We start from the raw sequence: 14,376 nt of genomic DNA on the forward strand, positions 1-14,376 counted from the left end.
CTCGCCGCCGGTCCGGCGCGCACCTAGCATGCCCCTCCACCGGCGCCGCTGGGCGCACCCAGATACCCGAAGGAGACCCACCATGATGCGCAAGCTGCTGCTGGCCGCGATTGCGGCCACCTTGACCCAAACCGCCAGTGCCACCCCGCCCACCGACGCCGACCACGCCGCGCTGACCAGGATCGCACAGCAACTCGACGTGGTGTGGGACGAAGGCGATCCGGCCGCCGTGTCGGCGTTCTACGCCCTCGACGGCACCCTGCGGCTGGACGACCGCCCGCTGGTCGCGGGCCGCGCCGCCGTGCAGCGTTACTTCGAAAACACCATCGGGCGCCGGCCGGCCGGCGCGCGGCATGTCACCGACATCGAGCACATCGACATGCTGACGCCCGACCTGGCCTTCATCGACGTGCAGGCCCGTATCGAGCGCGAGAATCCGCAGGGTGGGCGTGAGGTGCTGGCGCGCTTCCACAACCAGACGCTGGCCACGCGGCAGGGCGGCGAGTGGTTGTTCCGTGCGGTGCGCGCACAGCGCGTGGCGCCGCCAGCGCGTGTGGCGCAGGTCCCGCAGGCGGGAGTCGCCCGATGAACACAACCACTCTGATCTGCGGTCTGCTGGGGTTGGCCGGGCTCTTCACCGCACATCCCGCCGTGGCGGAAGTGACCTTCCTGCCGGGCCTGTACGAAACCCGGGTGCAGTACCCGGACGATGGCACCGGCACGGAGACCTCGCGCGAATGCCTGACGTCCGCCGAGGCAAAGCAGGAATCGCTCGAGCGGCGCCTCGCCAAAACCGTGAGCGATTCAAGCTGTCGCTTCAGCCAACGCACCATCGTCGGAGGCAAGTTTGCGATTGCCGGCACCTGCAACAACGACGGCATGCGCTCGAGTCTCAAGCAGAGCGGTACCTACACGGCGACGTCGATGACGATAGACATGCGCATGAGTGTTGTGGTCGCGTCCGGTGCCGAGCCGGTGCAAACGCGCATGCTGATGTCCGCCCGCCGTATCGCCGCCACCTGTCCGCCCGGCAGCGACAAGGATTGAGCCCGGCACCTGGTCACCACGCCGGCCGCACACACCGCACCGGTCATCCATCGCCCGAGGAGGGCCTGATCATGCGCAATTGCATCCGCGGTCTCGTGCTGGCCGCATCGTTTTTGCTCGTGGCGTGCCACCAGGTGGACCTGGCGCGCCTGTATCTGGCCAACAACGGCACCGACGCCAAGGTCACGCAGCCATTGCCGCTGACCATGCCCTACAAGGACGTGGACGGCTGGGTACTGCTGCCGGCACGCGTGAACGGCCATGCGCCCGTGGACTTCGTGCTCGACACTGGTGCCTCGGTGGTGGCGGTGCTCGCGGACCGGCGCACGGCGCACCTCGGGCTGGACATGCGCAACGTGCGCCGCCTGGGTGCCGCCGACAACCTCGCCGCGCCAATCGGTGCGCGGCAGGATGGACTGTCGATCGATTTTGGTGGCGTCACGCTCACCGACCAGGCTGCGCTCGCCATTCCCGCCGAGTCACTGGACTGCAAGGGCCAGCGCCAGCCCGCGCCGTTCAACGGGGTGATCGGCCATGACCTGTTCCGCCGCTTTACCGTCGAGGTCAACCGCGATCGCGGCACGGTGACGCTGTACGACCCGGCGACGTACCGCTATGCGGGCCGGGGTCGGGTGGTGCCGGCGCGAATCGAGGGCCGCCAGCCCTTCGTCGATGCGCGGGTGGCGCCACCCGGCGGCGCGCCCTACGCTGCGCGCCTGCACGTGGACAGTGGTGCCGGCATCGACATGACGCTGTTCCCGGGCAGCAGTACGGCCATCGAGGCGCCGGCCGGTGGGCGCGTGCGCGAGGCCTGCTTCGTGGGCGGGCTGGCGCGCTACACGGTGGGCGCGCCGGTGCAAGTGGCGCTGGCCGGCACGTCCGCGAGCACGCCGGTTGAATACGCCCTGGGGCGGGAGGTGGTGGCGTCTGGCCAGAACGGCCGGCTGGGCGCGCGGTTCCTGTCTCGCTTCAACGTGGTGTTCGACTACGCGCGTGAGCGCCTCATTCTGGAGCCGCGGGGCCAGCACGTGGCGAAGGCGCCCTGACGTTACATCGCCTCTGGTGCCTCAAGCGGGTCGACCCGCGTGAGTGGGCGCAGGCACGAGGCCATGGGATGATGCGTCGATGAAACTGCTCCTGGTGGGATCGACGGGTCTGGTCGGCCGGCACGTGCTGGCGCAGGCGCTCGCCCATCCGCTGGTTACATCGGTGGTGACACCGGTGCGTCGGCCGGTGCCGGCGCACGCCAAACGCATGGCGCCGGTGGTGGAGTTCGACGCGCTGCCGGAAGGCGCGCCTTGGTGGCACGCCGATGCGGTGGTGTGCACGCTGGGCACCACGATGCGCGTCGCGGGTTCGCAGGCGGAATTCCGTCGTGTCGACCACGATTACCCGCTGGCGGTGGCGCGCCTGGCACATCGCCACGGCACACCGACCTTCGTGCTCAATTCCGCGCTCGGTGCCGACGCCGCATCGCGGGTGTTCTACAACCGGGTCAAGGGCGAGGTGGAACGCGACCTTGCCGCAGTAGGCTTCCAATCGCTGACGTTGGTGCGCCCCGGCCTGATCGGCGGCAAGCGCGAGCAGGTCCGCGTCGCCGAACGCGTGGGGTTGCTCGCGCTCGGTGCGCTGGGGCCGTTGCTGCCTCGACGCTGGCGGATCAATCCGGCGGAGCGCATTGCACAGCGGCTGCTGAAGGCAGCGCTCGCCGCCACACCCGGCACCCAGGTCGTAACGTCGGAGCAGATGGCCTGAGGCTGCGCAGGCGGCCGCGCCAACGCAGACGCCCAGCGACACGCGAATAACCCGCAAGAGGCAGGGTCCGTTTGCCGATGTCGCCAGTCGCCTGTGTCATGCGGACATCGTGCCCTTGCCGGCCCCCGAACCGGGGGCCGGGTAAGGGCCGTGGGTAGCACGCCGACGAAGGTGCGGCGTTAACCCGCCAGCGAGGCGTTGTCGATCACGAAGCGGTACTTCACGTCGCTCTTGATCATGCGCTCGTAGGCGTCGTTGATCTGCTGCACCGGGATCATCTCGATCTCCGACACGATGCCGTGCTCGGCGCAGAAATCCAGCATCTCCTGCGTCTCGGCGATGCCACCGATCAGCGAACCCGCAATCGCCTTGCGGCCGAAGATCAGCCCGGCCACGTTCGGGCTGGGGTGCGCGTGCTCGGGCACGCCGACCAGGCACAGCGTGCCGTCGCGCTTGAGCAGGCGGGTGTAGGCGTCCAGGTCGTGGCTGGCGGCGACGGTGTTGAGGATGAAGTCAAAGCTGCCGGTATGCGCCTTCATTTCCGCAGCGTTGCGCGACACCACCACCTCGTCCGCGCCCAGGTCATGCGCGTCCTGGCGCTTGGACTCGCTGGTGGTGAACGCCACCACGTGCGCGCCCAGCGCATGCGCCAGCTTGATGCCCATGTGGCCCAGCCCGCCGATGCCGACGATGCCGAACTTCTGCCCCGGGCCCACGTTCCAGTGGCGCAGCGGCGACCAGGTCGTGATGCCGGCGCACAGCAGCGGCGCGACCGCGGCCAGCTGCGCTTCCGGGTGGCGGATGCGCAGCACGAACTTCTCGTTGACCACGATGCGCTGCGAGTAGCCGCCCAGCGTGTGGCCCGGCGCATCGGCGGTGGCGCCGTTGTAGGTGCCGGTGAAGCCGTTCTCGCAGTACTGCTCCAGCCCTTCATCACAAGAATGGCAGTGCTGGCAGCTGTCGACCATGCAGCCCACGCCGACGGTGTCACCGACCTTGAAGCCGTTGACCGCGCTGCCGACCGCGGTGACATGGCCGACGATCTCATGGCCAGGCACGCACGGGAACAGCGTGCCGCTCCACTCCGAGCGCACGGTATGCAGGTCGGAATGGCAAACGCCGCAATAGGCGATGTCGATCTGCACGTCGTGCGCACCGGGGGCGCGGCGCTGGATATCGAGGGCTTCGAGCGGACGGTCGGCGGCGTGGGCGCCGTAGGCCTTGGTGGTCATCGGGGGGCTCCTTGGGGATGGGGGGAACGTCGCTTCAACGGAATTGCGGGCGACCTGCGGACCGACGCGGGTATCCGGCATCAGGCCTTGGATATGGTGGACGAAGGCGACGAACGCAAGCCGCCGCGCCGCGGCCTGAAACGGAAAAGCCCGGGCCGGGGCCCGGGCTTTCCGCGGTAGCTGGCTGGCGGCTCAGTTGAGCTGGCAGCTGGCCGGCTTGGTGGACGTGAACAGCCCCGAGGTCACCCACTCCGGGTGGTCGATGAACGGGTTGCGGTTGCCCTGGAAGCTGTAGATCACCTCGTTGCGCTCACGCTCGGCAGCGTCGACCGGGTCGGCCTGGTGCCAGGCCAGCAGCGTCGACAGCAGGCCCATGTACGCCGGCGAGGCGGAGGTGATGACGATCTTGCTGCGGTCGTCGGTCAGCTCCAGGTCCGGCTCGCCCTGGCCGTTGACCGGGTGCACGCCGCCTTCGTAGCGGATCGCCATGTACAGCACGGCGCGCGCGATGTCGCCCTTGCGATGGCCCCACACCTCGAACGAGCCGCTGTTGCCGTCCGGTCCCTTCACCCAGTTGGAGTTGCCCGCGTACACGCCGCTGCCGCCGCCGAAGCCGGCGTTGGCCTCGGTGGCCCGCTCGCCGCAGCCGCTGGCCAGGGTGCAGTTGGCGTACGGCTTGTTGCCGCGGTCGGCGTTGTAGGTGGTGTCGGTGAGGTACAGCATGTGGGTGTCGGTGTACGGCGCGTAGGGCAGGCCCTTGTCGCCGGTGGCGCTGCCAAAGCCCAGCGAGTTGGGCCAGGTGTGTTCGCGGTTGTAGGTGATGCCGGTACCGGTGCCCGCACGCTCGCTGCCCTTGAGGTAGCTGCGGTTACGGTAGGCGTCCAGAATGCGGCCGGCGTTGTTCGGGTCCTCATCGGCAATCTCGAGGATGTCCCAGGTGTCGGTGGTGCTGGCGCTGTACGGGTAGGCGGTGTGGCCCTTGATGGTTTCGTGCAGCGAGCAGCGCAGCTGGCTGGCGCTGCTGGTATTGACCCGCGCGTAATAGCCAGTGCCGCCGCTGCTGGCCACCGTGAAGTTGGCCACCGTGTTCTGCGCCGGCGAGGCGCCGCCGGCATCGAACACCTTGCTCGCGTTGACGGTGAAGGCGCAGGTCTCGCCACCGGCGAGGGTGGCGTTGGTGGTGATCGTGAAGCTGGTGCCGCTGGCCGGGTACGTCAGGCCGACCGCGCCGCTGGCGCTGCACTGCAGCGCGAAGGCGCCGCTGGTCAGGCCCACCGACTCGCTGAAGGTCACCGCCAAGTCGGTCGCCGGGGCGACGCCGGTGGCGCCGTTGGCCGGCGAGGTGGAGACCACGGTCGGCGCCGGGTTGGCCGAGGCGAAACTCTGGCCGTTGTTGCACGCGCCGAAGGTCTGCGTGGCCGAGGCCTTCCAGCTGAAGTTGGCGTAGGTACTGCCGCTGCCGCCCAGTTGCAGCGAGGTGCCGGCCGGGGTGGAGCCGGTCTCCGACACCGGCAGGTTGGTGCTGGTGCGGCCAGCGGCGGGGCCGCTCGAACCGGTGACCGTGCCTTCGTAGCTGATGAACTGCACCAGCTGGCCGCTGCCGTTGACCAACGCTATCGCGTCGGGCGCGCCGTTCTGGATGCCATTGCTGGGGTAGCTGACGGTGGCGATGCGCACCGTGCCGCCGCAGGTCACCAGGCTGCCGGTCGGCACCAGGTCGTTGTCATAGCTGGTGGCGGACGACGGCGTCGCGCCGTTGTACAGGTAGATGCGATAGCCACTGAGGCTCTCGCCGGCAGTGGCGACGACTTCGATCTTCTCGCCGACGTCGCCGCTGCTGGTAGCGTCGTCGTAGTGCAACTCGTTGATGAAGACGTCGGCCGAGGCGGCCAGCGGCAACGTCGCCAAGGCAAGCGCCGCGAGCAGGCGCCCGGTACGATGTGCTGTGGACATGTGAACCCTTCCCTGTTGTCGATGAAGGCGCCGACTCTAGCCGTCAAATATGACGGCTTGCGCGCGGCCCCGCGGTTCGCCGATCGAACCGTCGACCAAGGCTAGACGATGCGCACGGTCCCTATCGGGCGTTGAACGCGCCCGACCCGACATCGATGGATGTCGCCGCGTTGGTGGTCGCGTACTCAGGCCATCAAGCTGGGCGCCTCGAAGGGCAATAACGTGGCGCCCGTGCGGGTAATGGCCGGCTCGGCCTGGGCCAGGACCTCCCTCGAACCGTCCACCACCACCAGGATGCGCCCGGCCTGGATCTCGCCCTCAAACCGGCGGCGGATCGGATCAGGCAACGAGGCGCCGGCCAGTGCCGAGCCCCAGCAGCCGACCATGGCGCCCGCCAGCCCCGCCGCGGCCGCGCCGGCCAGCGTGACGCCCAGCGGCGGAATGGCGAAGGCCACCAGGCCGACGAGCAGGCCGGTGGCGCCACCGTAACCGGCGCCGCGCATGGCCGCGGGCATCATGTCGGTATCGGCTTCCTTGCGCTCGTTGGGGATCGCGCTCAACTCGATGTCCGAACGTGCCACCAGCAGCAGGTCGTGGTCCTCGACGCCCGCGTCGCGCGCGGCCGCCATCGCCGCCTGGGCACCGGCGATATCGCGCGTGCTGAACACATGCCGGGTTTTCATCGCAACCTCCTGGCTCGCGCAGGAATGCCGGGCCGGGCCGCGTGGGCCCCGCGCTCCGCTGCAAACGTGCCACGCGCATCACCGCCGGCACGTGCTCGAAAGCAAGCGTTCTCCCGCGGACGTTATGCGTGTGTGACGGCCCGCCGGGTCGCCGTCGCGCAGCGCGTGTCCGCTGTGGCGACCCTTGGCCGTTGTCCCATTTGACTGGGGGTGCCGACATGCTGCCTGTCGTTGAAGTCCAATGTCCTTATTGCGGCCAGCGCATCGACTTGCGCATCGAAGACTGCGCCGAGGAGCAGCGCTACACCGAGGACTGCCCGGTGTGCTGCAAACCGATGTACGTGGTGGTTGACATCGATGACGATGGCACGCCCATCGTGACGGTCGAATCCGAAGCCGGATCCTGAACCCGCGCATCCGGTTGACGGCCCCATTCGTAAACGTTGTGTTGTGTTCAGCGAGCGCATGAGTGGCTGAACAGGAATGGCGCGCTGCCCGCGTCACGCTTTCGGCCCGTCGCTAGCGCAGCCGCGCCGCGAAGTGGTTAATGCCGCGTGCAGCCGGCCATTGCGCCCGTGGTCATCGTTCACCTTGCGGCCGGCAAGGTTCGGAACGTTCGGCTCCCCCACCGTGCCTTCCCCCGCACGGGCCGATCACCCTCCCGTTCCGAACATGGAGATTCGATCGATGAACCGCCTTTCCCGCAAGACGCTCCTGGGCGCCGTGGCGCTCGCCACCGTCTTGACCGCGCCGCTGGCGTTGGCCCAGTCCGCGCCGGCCACCACGCCCGCGGCGGATGCCGCCGCACCGGCCGCGACCACGGCGCCCGCCAGTCCCGCTGCTTCGAGCAACCCGGCGGCCACCGGCACCGCCCCCGGCGCGACCGTGTCGGCCACCGCTCCCGCGCGCAAGACCTGGGCCGAGCTGGATACCGACAAGGACGGCAGCCTCAGCAAGGCGGAGGCCGGCGCCATGGCCGCGCTGACGGCCGTATTCGACAAGGCCGACGCCGACGCCAATGGCGCGCTGACGGGCGCGGAGTACAAGGCCTACGTGGCCGCCGCCAACAGCGGTGTTGGCAAGCAGGCCGGCGGCGCGTCCAAGAAGTAAAAGACCAAGGGCGCTGCAGGCCTGTCTTCGGGGGCGGCCGTCGCGCCGCCCCCTGTTTTGCCGAGCCACCACCATCGGCATGGAGACCGGAGGCATACTGCGCGCATGCGCAACCCCTCCACTTCGATCCGTCTGGTCGGCTTCGATGCCGATGACACCCTCTGGCGCAGCCAGGACTATTTCGACGAAGCCCAGGCTGAGTTCGAGCGACTCGTCGGCCACTACGTCGACCTGCGCGCGCGCGGTGCACAGGACCACCTCTACGAGATCGAGACGCGCAACATCGCGGTGTTCGGCTACGGCGTGAAAGGCATGGTGCTGTCGATGATCGAGGCGGCAGTCGAGATCACCGGCCAGCGCATCAGCGCCGCCGACCTGCATCGCATCGTCAACATGGGCAAGGAGCTGCTGCGCCATCCGGTGGAGTTGCTGCCGGGTATCCCCGAGGCGGTGGCGGCGATTGCCGACGAATACGACGTGGTGCTGATCACCAAGGGCGACCTGTTCCACCAGGAAGCCAAGGTGAAGCACTGCGGCCTGGCCGATCGGTTTCGCCGCATCGAGATCGTCAGCGAGAAGGACACCGCGACGTATACCCGTCTGTTCAACGAGTTCGGCGTGGCGCCGGCGCAATTCCTGATGATCGGCAATTCGCTGCGATCGGACATCGCGCCGGTGCTCGCGCTCGGGGGATGGGGCGTTCACATGCCGTACCACACCACCTGGGCGCACGAGACCGAAGCCAGTGTGCCGGCGCACGATGCCGTGCGCATGCGCCGCGTGGACGCGGCCACCGAACTGCCCGATGCGGTGCGTGCGCTGGCAGCGCATGCCACTGCCTAAGCGAAGCCTCAAGGTCTGCGGGTGAGCGGCACCAAGTGAACAGCGCGTATACGCGCCACAGCATTCAGCGCACGCTGGGGCACGGTTAAAAACCGGTTCACCGCGGTTTCTGCATCGTCGGTTCCGTGGCCACCCGCTGCGGGTGGTCCGACGAAGGAGAAGCCACCATGAGCATGCTGTCCCGCTGGATTGCCCCGGCCGTCCTGGCCACCGGCCTCGGCGTTGCCGGCCTGTCCCCCGCGCCGGCCCAGGCGCAGAGCGCCAATGACTGGGCGCGCGTGATCGTCGACGTGGCCGATGTCATCTATCGCAGCGGCCAACCCTACTATCGCTACGGGAATTACGGTTACGACGACCGGCTGGTGGTGGTGCGTGACCGCTACGGCCGCCCGACCTATTACCGCAATGTTCCGCGCGATTATCGCGCCGGCCCGCCGTATGGCCGCGCGCACGGCTACTGGCGCAACGGTCCCGGCAGCCGCGAGGCCGTTCGCTGCGACAGCCGCGGTCGCTGCACTGCGAAGTACTACGACGAGCGCTACGATCGCCGTTACGACAACCGCTACTACGGCGACAGATACGATCATCGCGATCGCTACTGGGACGGCTACCGCTGGCGTGACCGCTGAGCCACGCGACGGGCTCGCGTCCATCTATCGACGGCACCGGTCGCCCGGTGCCGTCATTGCGTCCACCGCCCCGCATCCCTTGCAAAAGGCGCACGGCTGTCTGGCGGGGCGTAGACTGCCGCCAGTGTGAAACGGGGTTGAATGCAAGGGGCCGGAGGGGCCGGATCTCACTGGATATTCATCGCTGCGCGGCCAGTATCCGCCCGTCGCTTGGCGAGGCCCGCTGCCCCACGGATGGCACCACCCCACGCGGCCCTGCCTTCAACCGGACACGAGGACACCCCTGATGCGCTCGTTCAAGCCCCTGCTTCTCGCCCTGGCCACCGCAGTGGCTGGCCTCACCGGCACCGCCGCCGCGCAGGACTACAGCATCGGCTGGGATCCGCGCAGCGGCGACGTCTGGGTCGACACCTACCTCGGTGACGTCAATCGTTATGGCAGCCGCTACCGCGACCCGTTTGTCAACGAGATGGTGCGCTACTACGGTGCCCCGCGCGATCTGGTCGTCGACCTGCTGACCACCCGTCGCTGGGCCCCGGGCGACGTGTACTACGCGTGCGCCATCGCGCAGATCCTGGGCCGGCCGTGCCGCTACGTGGCCGACTACTGGGATGAACACCACGGCAAGGGCTGGGGCGTCGTGGCCAAGGAACTGGGGATCAAGCCCGGTTCGGCCGAGTTTCATCGCCTCAAGCGCGGCTTCGTGCCGACGTATGATCGCTGGGGTCGCCCGATCACGCTGTCGGACGACCTGCGCAACGACTTCCCGGGCCGCGGCAAGGGCCCCAACACCGGGCACGCGCCTGGCAACGGCGCCAAGGGCAAGGCCCCGGTGGCGGCGGGCAAGCCCGACAACCGGGCAGGCGCTTCCGGCAAGGCCCCGGCGGCAGGCAAGGGCAATCCGCCCAGCCAGGCCAAGGGCGCGTCGGGCAAGAACGCCACGGGGAAGACTGGCCAGGGCAAGGGCCAAGGCAAGGGCAACGGCGACAAGGGCAAGGGCGGCGGCAAGGGTTAAGCTGCGCGGGTGAATACGCCCGATAACGCCCAACACGTAACGCACCGCGGCGGCTGCCATTGCCGCCGCGTGCGTTTTGAAGTCGATGCGCCGGCGGTGCTGCCGGTGCTGGAGTGCAACTGCTCGATCTGCCGCATGACCGGCTTCCTGCACCTGATCGTGCCCGCTTCGCGCTTCCGCCTGCTGCAGGGTGCCGACGCGTTGTCCGAATACACCTTCAACACCGGTACCGCGCGCCACCTGTTCTGCAGGCATTGCGGGATCAAGAGCTTCTACGTGCCACGCAGCCATCCCGACGGTTTCAGCGTCAATGCGCGCTGCCTGGACGGCGATACCGTGCAGGGCATGGACGTCACCCTGTTCGACGACAACGACCGCGAGGCGCAGACGGCTGCGTTGGCACACCTCAGCGTAAGCTGAGGTCCCGCGCGGCTCCCGCCGTGCGCAGCAACCGCCACCTCGGGCAGCGTCGGCATCACTGCACTACGAACGTTGCTGTTCCCGTGGCCGTGGTACCCCCGAACGTGGTGGTCGCCGTCAGCTGGTAGGTGCCGATCGAGCTGGGGCCCGTGCCGGATACGAACGACGCGCTCGCCTGCCCATTGCTGTCCGTCGTGCCGCTGCCGTAGACATGGTTGATGCCGTTGGGTTTGAGTGCATCGAAGTTGACGCGCACGCCCGCGACAGGCGCGCCATTGTTGAGTACGAGTGCCGTCATGGTCACCGTGGTTCCACGAACGTAGGTCGGCGCCGTGGTGCCGGCGGTGACCGTGAGGGACACCGGCACCAGGTCATTGTTGGTGATGGTGCAGGTCGCGCTGCCTCCCGATGCCAGCACCAGTCCCGTGCAGTTGGATAGCGTGGTGGCGTAACCGGCCACCGCGGGCTCCGTGATCGAATAGGTGCCGGCCGGGACGCTGAGGACGTTGCTCCCATCCGCCTCGAACGCGACCGGGGCGCCCCCGTTGACGACGAAGCTGAAGTCCGAGGCCACCCCGGTGCCGCCGTTGTCGTTCACCACGACCTTGGTGACGGTCAACGTCGCGGGCGACGTGGCCTTGGAGACCAGGAAGCTGCCCGTCGCCTCCGCACTGCGCGTGCCGCTGGTGGCCCGGGTGGTCAGCTGGTAGGTGCCGATCGAGCTGGGTCCCGTACCCGACACAAAGGTCGCGGTGGCGTTGCCGCTGCCGTCGGTGGTGGCGCTGCGATAGACGTGGTTGATGCCGTTGGGCTTGAGCGCGTCGAAGTTGACCAGCGCACCGGACACTGGCGCGCCGTCGAGCAGCAGATGGGCCGTCAGCGTGACGGTTTCTCCGGGCAGATACTCGCTCTTGGCCGCGCCCGTGGTCAACGCAAGCACGGGGTCTGGCTCGTCCCCGACGTCGGTGTTGGTGATCGTGCACGTCGCGCTGCTTCCCGCGGTCAAGGCGATGTTGCTGCAACCGGCAAGGCTCGCTGCGTAGCCGGGGTAGTTGGGCTCGGTCACGGTGTAGTTGCCGATGGGCAGGATCAGCACGTTGCTGCCATCGGATTCGAATGCAACCGCGGCGCCACCATTGACCGAGAAGCTGAAATCCGAGGGTGCCGCCGTGCCACCGTTCTCGTTTAGTACCACCTTGCGCACCGTGAGCGTTCCCTGTGGCTTATGCACGTCGAAGCTCGCCTGGCCAGTGGCCTGCTGGCCTACCGCGCTGGTCGTGGCCGTGAGTTGATAGGTGCCGATTGAGCTGGAGCCGGTGCCCGAGACGAACGAGGCGCTGGCAACGCCGCTGCCGTCGGTCGTCCCCGCGCCGTAGACGTGGTTGACGCCGTTGGGCTTGAGTGCGTCAAAGTTGACCCGCGCGCCGGACACCGGTACGCCGTTGTTGAAGACACGCGCAGTCATCGTGACCGTTCCCCCGGCAAGGTAAACCGCCTGCGTTGTCCCTGCCGCCAACTTGAGGCCCGCCGTCCCGGGGATGTCGTCGTTGGTGATCGTGCAGGTCGCGCTCTCGCCCGCGGCCAGTGTGATGCTGTCGCAGCCCTGGAAGCTCGCGGCGTAGCCGGCCACGGCGGGCTCGCTCACCGTGTAGGTTCCTGGTGCGAGGTTGACCACGTTGTTGCCGTCCGTCTCGAACGCGGCCGGCGCGCCACCGTTGATCGAAAAAGCAAAGTCCTCCGCCGTCTCCTGCCCACCGTCGTTGTTCACCACGACCTTGTTGATCGTCAGCCGGGCCGGCGCCTGAGCGGCCACGCGCAGCATCGCCGCTTCCGAGGGGACGCCCTGGTCATTGAAGATGAACACCAGGTAGTAACCCGGTGGCGTTTCGAACGGGTTGGCGGGCAAGCTCGCGCGCAGCTCGCCGCCGTCGACCTCGAATTCGAGTTCAAGGAACCGCTGGTCCATGTCCAGCGAATGCGTCACTGATCCCGACTTGACCATCGTCACGCGACGGACGGACTCGGGGGAAGGGGTGGAAATCACCACCGTGCCCGACGGGTGGGTGCTCATCGTCGCCGTGGCAATGATCGGGCGCGCGGCAGGCGTGCCGTCGGCGTTGAACAGGTACGGCGGGTAGTAGACCTCGGCATTGAGGTTGAGCTCGGGCCCGGTGGCGCCACCGCCCAGCGTCAGCACCGTGGCATCGGGCAGCAGCAGCGCGGTCGAGTGGTACAGGCGCATGCGTTGCGCGGTCGCGCCCGGGGTCCACGTGTTGGTGGTCGGGTCATACAGTTCGCTGGTGTAGCCGACGCCATTGACTGGATCGTTGTCGGCCACGCTGCCGCCGGAAAGGAACACGCGGCCATCCGCGAGCATGGTCGCGTTGGCCCAGTGCCGGCGCTGCAACGGGGGCGCCACTGCCTGGACGGTTGGCGTGGCACCGTTGATGTCGATCACGTGCGCCAAGGGGCTGGCCATTTCCAGGTCGTAGCCGCCGCCCACCTGGAGGATGCGCCCCGGTCGGAACATCACCGAAGTCGAACTGGCGCCGAGGTTGCTGCCGGGAAAACGGCCCGAACGAGTAATGGTGCCAGCCCCGTGCGGATCGACCCGATACATCGCTTCGTAACGGGTGCCGAAGATGTTGCCGTCGGGTGCCACGAAGTTGCGCGGATAGAGCCCGCCCAGATAAGCGGTCGGCGCGCCGGTGAGCAGGCGGAACGTGCCCGTGGCCGATCGCACTTCGGGGAAGTCTTCGCCACCGGTTCCGCCCTGCACGTACACCTCGCCGCTGGGCAGCGTGGTGGCCGTGGCATACCAGCGCTTGCGGAACATCTTGCCGGTGCTGACCAGGCTGTTGTCGAGCGGATTGAACAACGTGGTGTCATCGGTGGGCTGCAGCGATGCCGCGCCCTTGGCGGGGTCATAAACGTCGCCGCCCCACATCTCGATGTTGCCGTCCGGCAGCAGCAACTGCGCATTGCAGAAGATGTCGACGGCGCTTTCGTTGGGCAGGACGGTATGGGCCTGCGTGCCCAGGCCCAGTTGGGGATCCCAGACGTCGTAGACAAAATAGCCCGTGCGCACGCCGGTGGTCGTGGTCCCATAGCTGAGCACGCGCCCGTCCGGGGTCAGCACCGCATGGATGCCCACCAGCGGCCAGTCGGCCGGCGGCGAGAACGTGCCATGGACCGGGTCGCCGCTGGCCGGCAATGCGGTCAACGCCCCCGCCGGCTGCACCGTCTGGAACGCCGCAAGTGCCGCGGCATCGCCGCCGCGCACCTTGTTCGCATTGGCCGAGGTCTGCAGCGCGCCGAGGATCAACGGATCCCCGCTTGCCGCGGCCAACGCCTTGGCCTGGTCGCGCTCGCGCAGTTCCGGGGGGAGTGGCCACGTCTCCGTGAGCAGGAAGGCGCTGGCACCCGCGACCGCGGCGATCAGGGCGGTCGCCGCAACCAAAGCGAGGCGCCGCAGGCGGGGAGGGGGCTGGTCGGTCATCGGCTAGGGCCTCGGCGCCGCGAAATCCACGGTGGTCGTGTCGCCAGTGTTGCGGTTCCCCTCGCGTGGATTAACGGCGAGCGCGTCATGCGCAGGACACGCCATCGGGCCGGGGCGCACGACGCCGTACAATGGCGCCCCCATGACCGCATCTCCCGCCATCGATCCCGCGCAGTTGCGCCTGTCCGTC

At 68.4% G+C, this 14,376-nt stretch carries 14 protein-coding genes; 10 read left to right on the forward strand and 4 right to left on the reverse strand.

All coding sequences use genetic code 11. From position 1 onward, the window contains the following. The first annotated feature begins 82 nt into the window (after positions 1 to 82). The 4 genes from ACYVBS_RS13515 to ACYVBS_RS13530 all read left to right on the forward strand — a co-directional run bounded on the left by ACYVBS_RS13515 (position 83) and on the right by ACYVBS_RS13530 (position 2,802). Positions 83 to 589, forward strand: coding sequence for a YybH family protein (locus tag ACYVBS_RS13515; RefSeq protein ID WP_460824245.1), 507 nt, complete (start codon positions 83 to 85; stop codon positions 587 to 589). After that, positions 586 to 1,047, forward strand: coding sequence for a DUF3617 domain-containing protein (locus tag ACYVBS_RS13520; RefSeq protein WP_460824247.1), 462 nt, complete (start codon positions 586 to 588; stop codon positions 1,045 to 1,047). The genes ACYVBS_RS13515 and ACYVBS_RS13520 overlap by 4 nt, the downstream gene beginning before the upstream one ends. Positions 1,048 to 1,118: 71 nt before the next feature. Further along, positions 1,119 to 2,093, forward strand: a complete 975-nt coding sequence (locus ACYVBS_RS13525; RefSeq protein ID WP_460824249.1) for an aspartyl protease family protein — start codon at positions 1,119 to 1,121, stop codon at positions 2,091 to 2,093. Between the two features lie 79 nt (positions 2,094 to 2,172). Then, complete coding sequence (locus ACYVBS_RS13530; protein WP_460824250.1) at positions 2,173 to 2,802, forward strand: Rossmann-fold NAD(P)-binding domain-containing protein; 630 nt, start codon at positions 2,173 to 2,175, stop codon at positions 2,800 to 2,802. A 179-nt stretch (positions 2,803 to 2,981) separates the two neighbouring features. Here ACYVBS_RS13530 and ACYVBS_RS13535 read toward each other — a convergent pair whose 3' ends face one another. The 3 genes from ACYVBS_RS13535 to ACYVBS_RS13545 all read right to left on the reverse strand — a co-directional run bounded on the left by ACYVBS_RS13535 (position 2,982) and on the right by ACYVBS_RS13545 (position 6,670). Then, positions 2,982 to 4,034, reverse strand: coding sequence for an NAD(P)-dependent alcohol dehydrogenase (locus ACYVBS_RS13535; protein WP_460824251.1), 1,053 nt, complete (start codon positions 4,032 to 4,034; stop codon positions 2,982 to 2,984). 192 nt (positions 4,035 to 4,226) lie between these two features. Beyond that, on the reverse strand, positions 4,227 to 5,987 hold the full coding sequence (locus tag ACYVBS_RS13540; RefSeq protein ID WP_460824253.1) for an endonuclease: 1,761 nt from the start codon (positions 5,985 to 5,987) through the stop codon (positions 4,227 to 4,229). 185 nt (positions 5,988 to 6,172) lie between these two features. Further along, complete coding sequence (locus ACYVBS_RS13545; protein ID WP_460824254.1) at positions 6,173 to 6,670, reverse strand: hypothetical protein; 498 nt, start codon at positions 6,668 to 6,670, stop codon at positions 6,173 to 6,175. A 218-nt stretch (positions 6,671 to 6,888) separates the two neighbouring features. Here ACYVBS_RS13545 and ACYVBS_RS13550 point away from each other — a divergent pair, with 218 nt between their 5' ends. The 6 genes from ACYVBS_RS13550 (at position 6,889) to ACYVBS_RS13575 (ending at position 10,687) form a co-directional block, all read left to right on the forward strand. Further along, positions 6,889 to 7,077 (forward strand): CPXCG motif-containing cysteine-rich protein, encoded by a 189-nt coding sequence (locus ACYVBS_RS13550; protein WP_460824256.1) that lies wholly within the window; start codon positions 6,889 to 6,891, stop codon positions 7,075 to 7,077. 280 nt (positions 7,078 to 7,357) lie between these two features. Next, positions 7,358 to 7,780 carry an EF-hand domain-containing protein gene (locus ACYVBS_RS13555; RefSeq protein WP_460824257.1) on the forward strand — a complete coding sequence of 141 codons (423 nt, stop codon included), beginning with the start codon at positions 7,358 to 7,360 and terminating at the stop codon, positions 7,778 to 7,780. Positions 7,781 to 7,885: 105 nt separating this feature from the next. Continuing rightward, on the forward strand, positions 7,886 to 8,623 hold the full coding sequence (locus tag ACYVBS_RS13560) for an HAD family hydrolase (RefSeq protein ID WP_460824258.1): 738 nt from the start codon (positions 7,886 to 7,888) through the stop codon (positions 8,621 to 8,623). Between the two features lie 167 nt (positions 8,624 to 8,790). Continuing rightward, positions 8,791 to 9,252, forward strand: coding sequence for a hypothetical protein (locus ACYVBS_RS13565; protein WP_460824259.1), 462 nt, complete (start codon positions 8,791 to 8,793; stop codon positions 9,250 to 9,252). A 286-nt stretch (positions 9,253 to 9,538) separates the two neighbouring features. Then, positions 9,539 to 10,267, forward strand: coding sequence for a hypothetical protein (locus tag ACYVBS_RS13570; protein WP_460824261.1), 729 nt, complete (start codon positions 9,539 to 9,541; stop codon positions 10,265 to 10,267). Positions 10,268 to 10,276: 9 nt separating this feature from the next. Next, complete coding sequence (locus tag ACYVBS_RS13575; RefSeq protein WP_460824262.1) at positions 10,277 to 10,687, forward strand: GFA family protein; 411 nt, start codon at positions 10,277 to 10,279, stop codon at positions 10,685 to 10,687. Positions 10,688 to 10,742: 55 nt separating this feature from the next. Here the strand turns inward: ACYVBS_RS13575 and ACYVBS_RS13580 are convergent, their stop codons facing one another. After that, positions 10,743 to 14,186, reverse strand: a complete 3,444-nt coding sequence (locus tag ACYVBS_RS13580; protein WP_460824263.1) for a galactose oxidase-like domain-containing protein — start codon at positions 14,184 to 14,186, stop codon at positions 10,743 to 10,745. Between the last annotated feature and the right edge of the window lie 190 nt (positions 14,187 to 14,376).

The organism is Lysobacter olei (assembly GCF_054777355.1).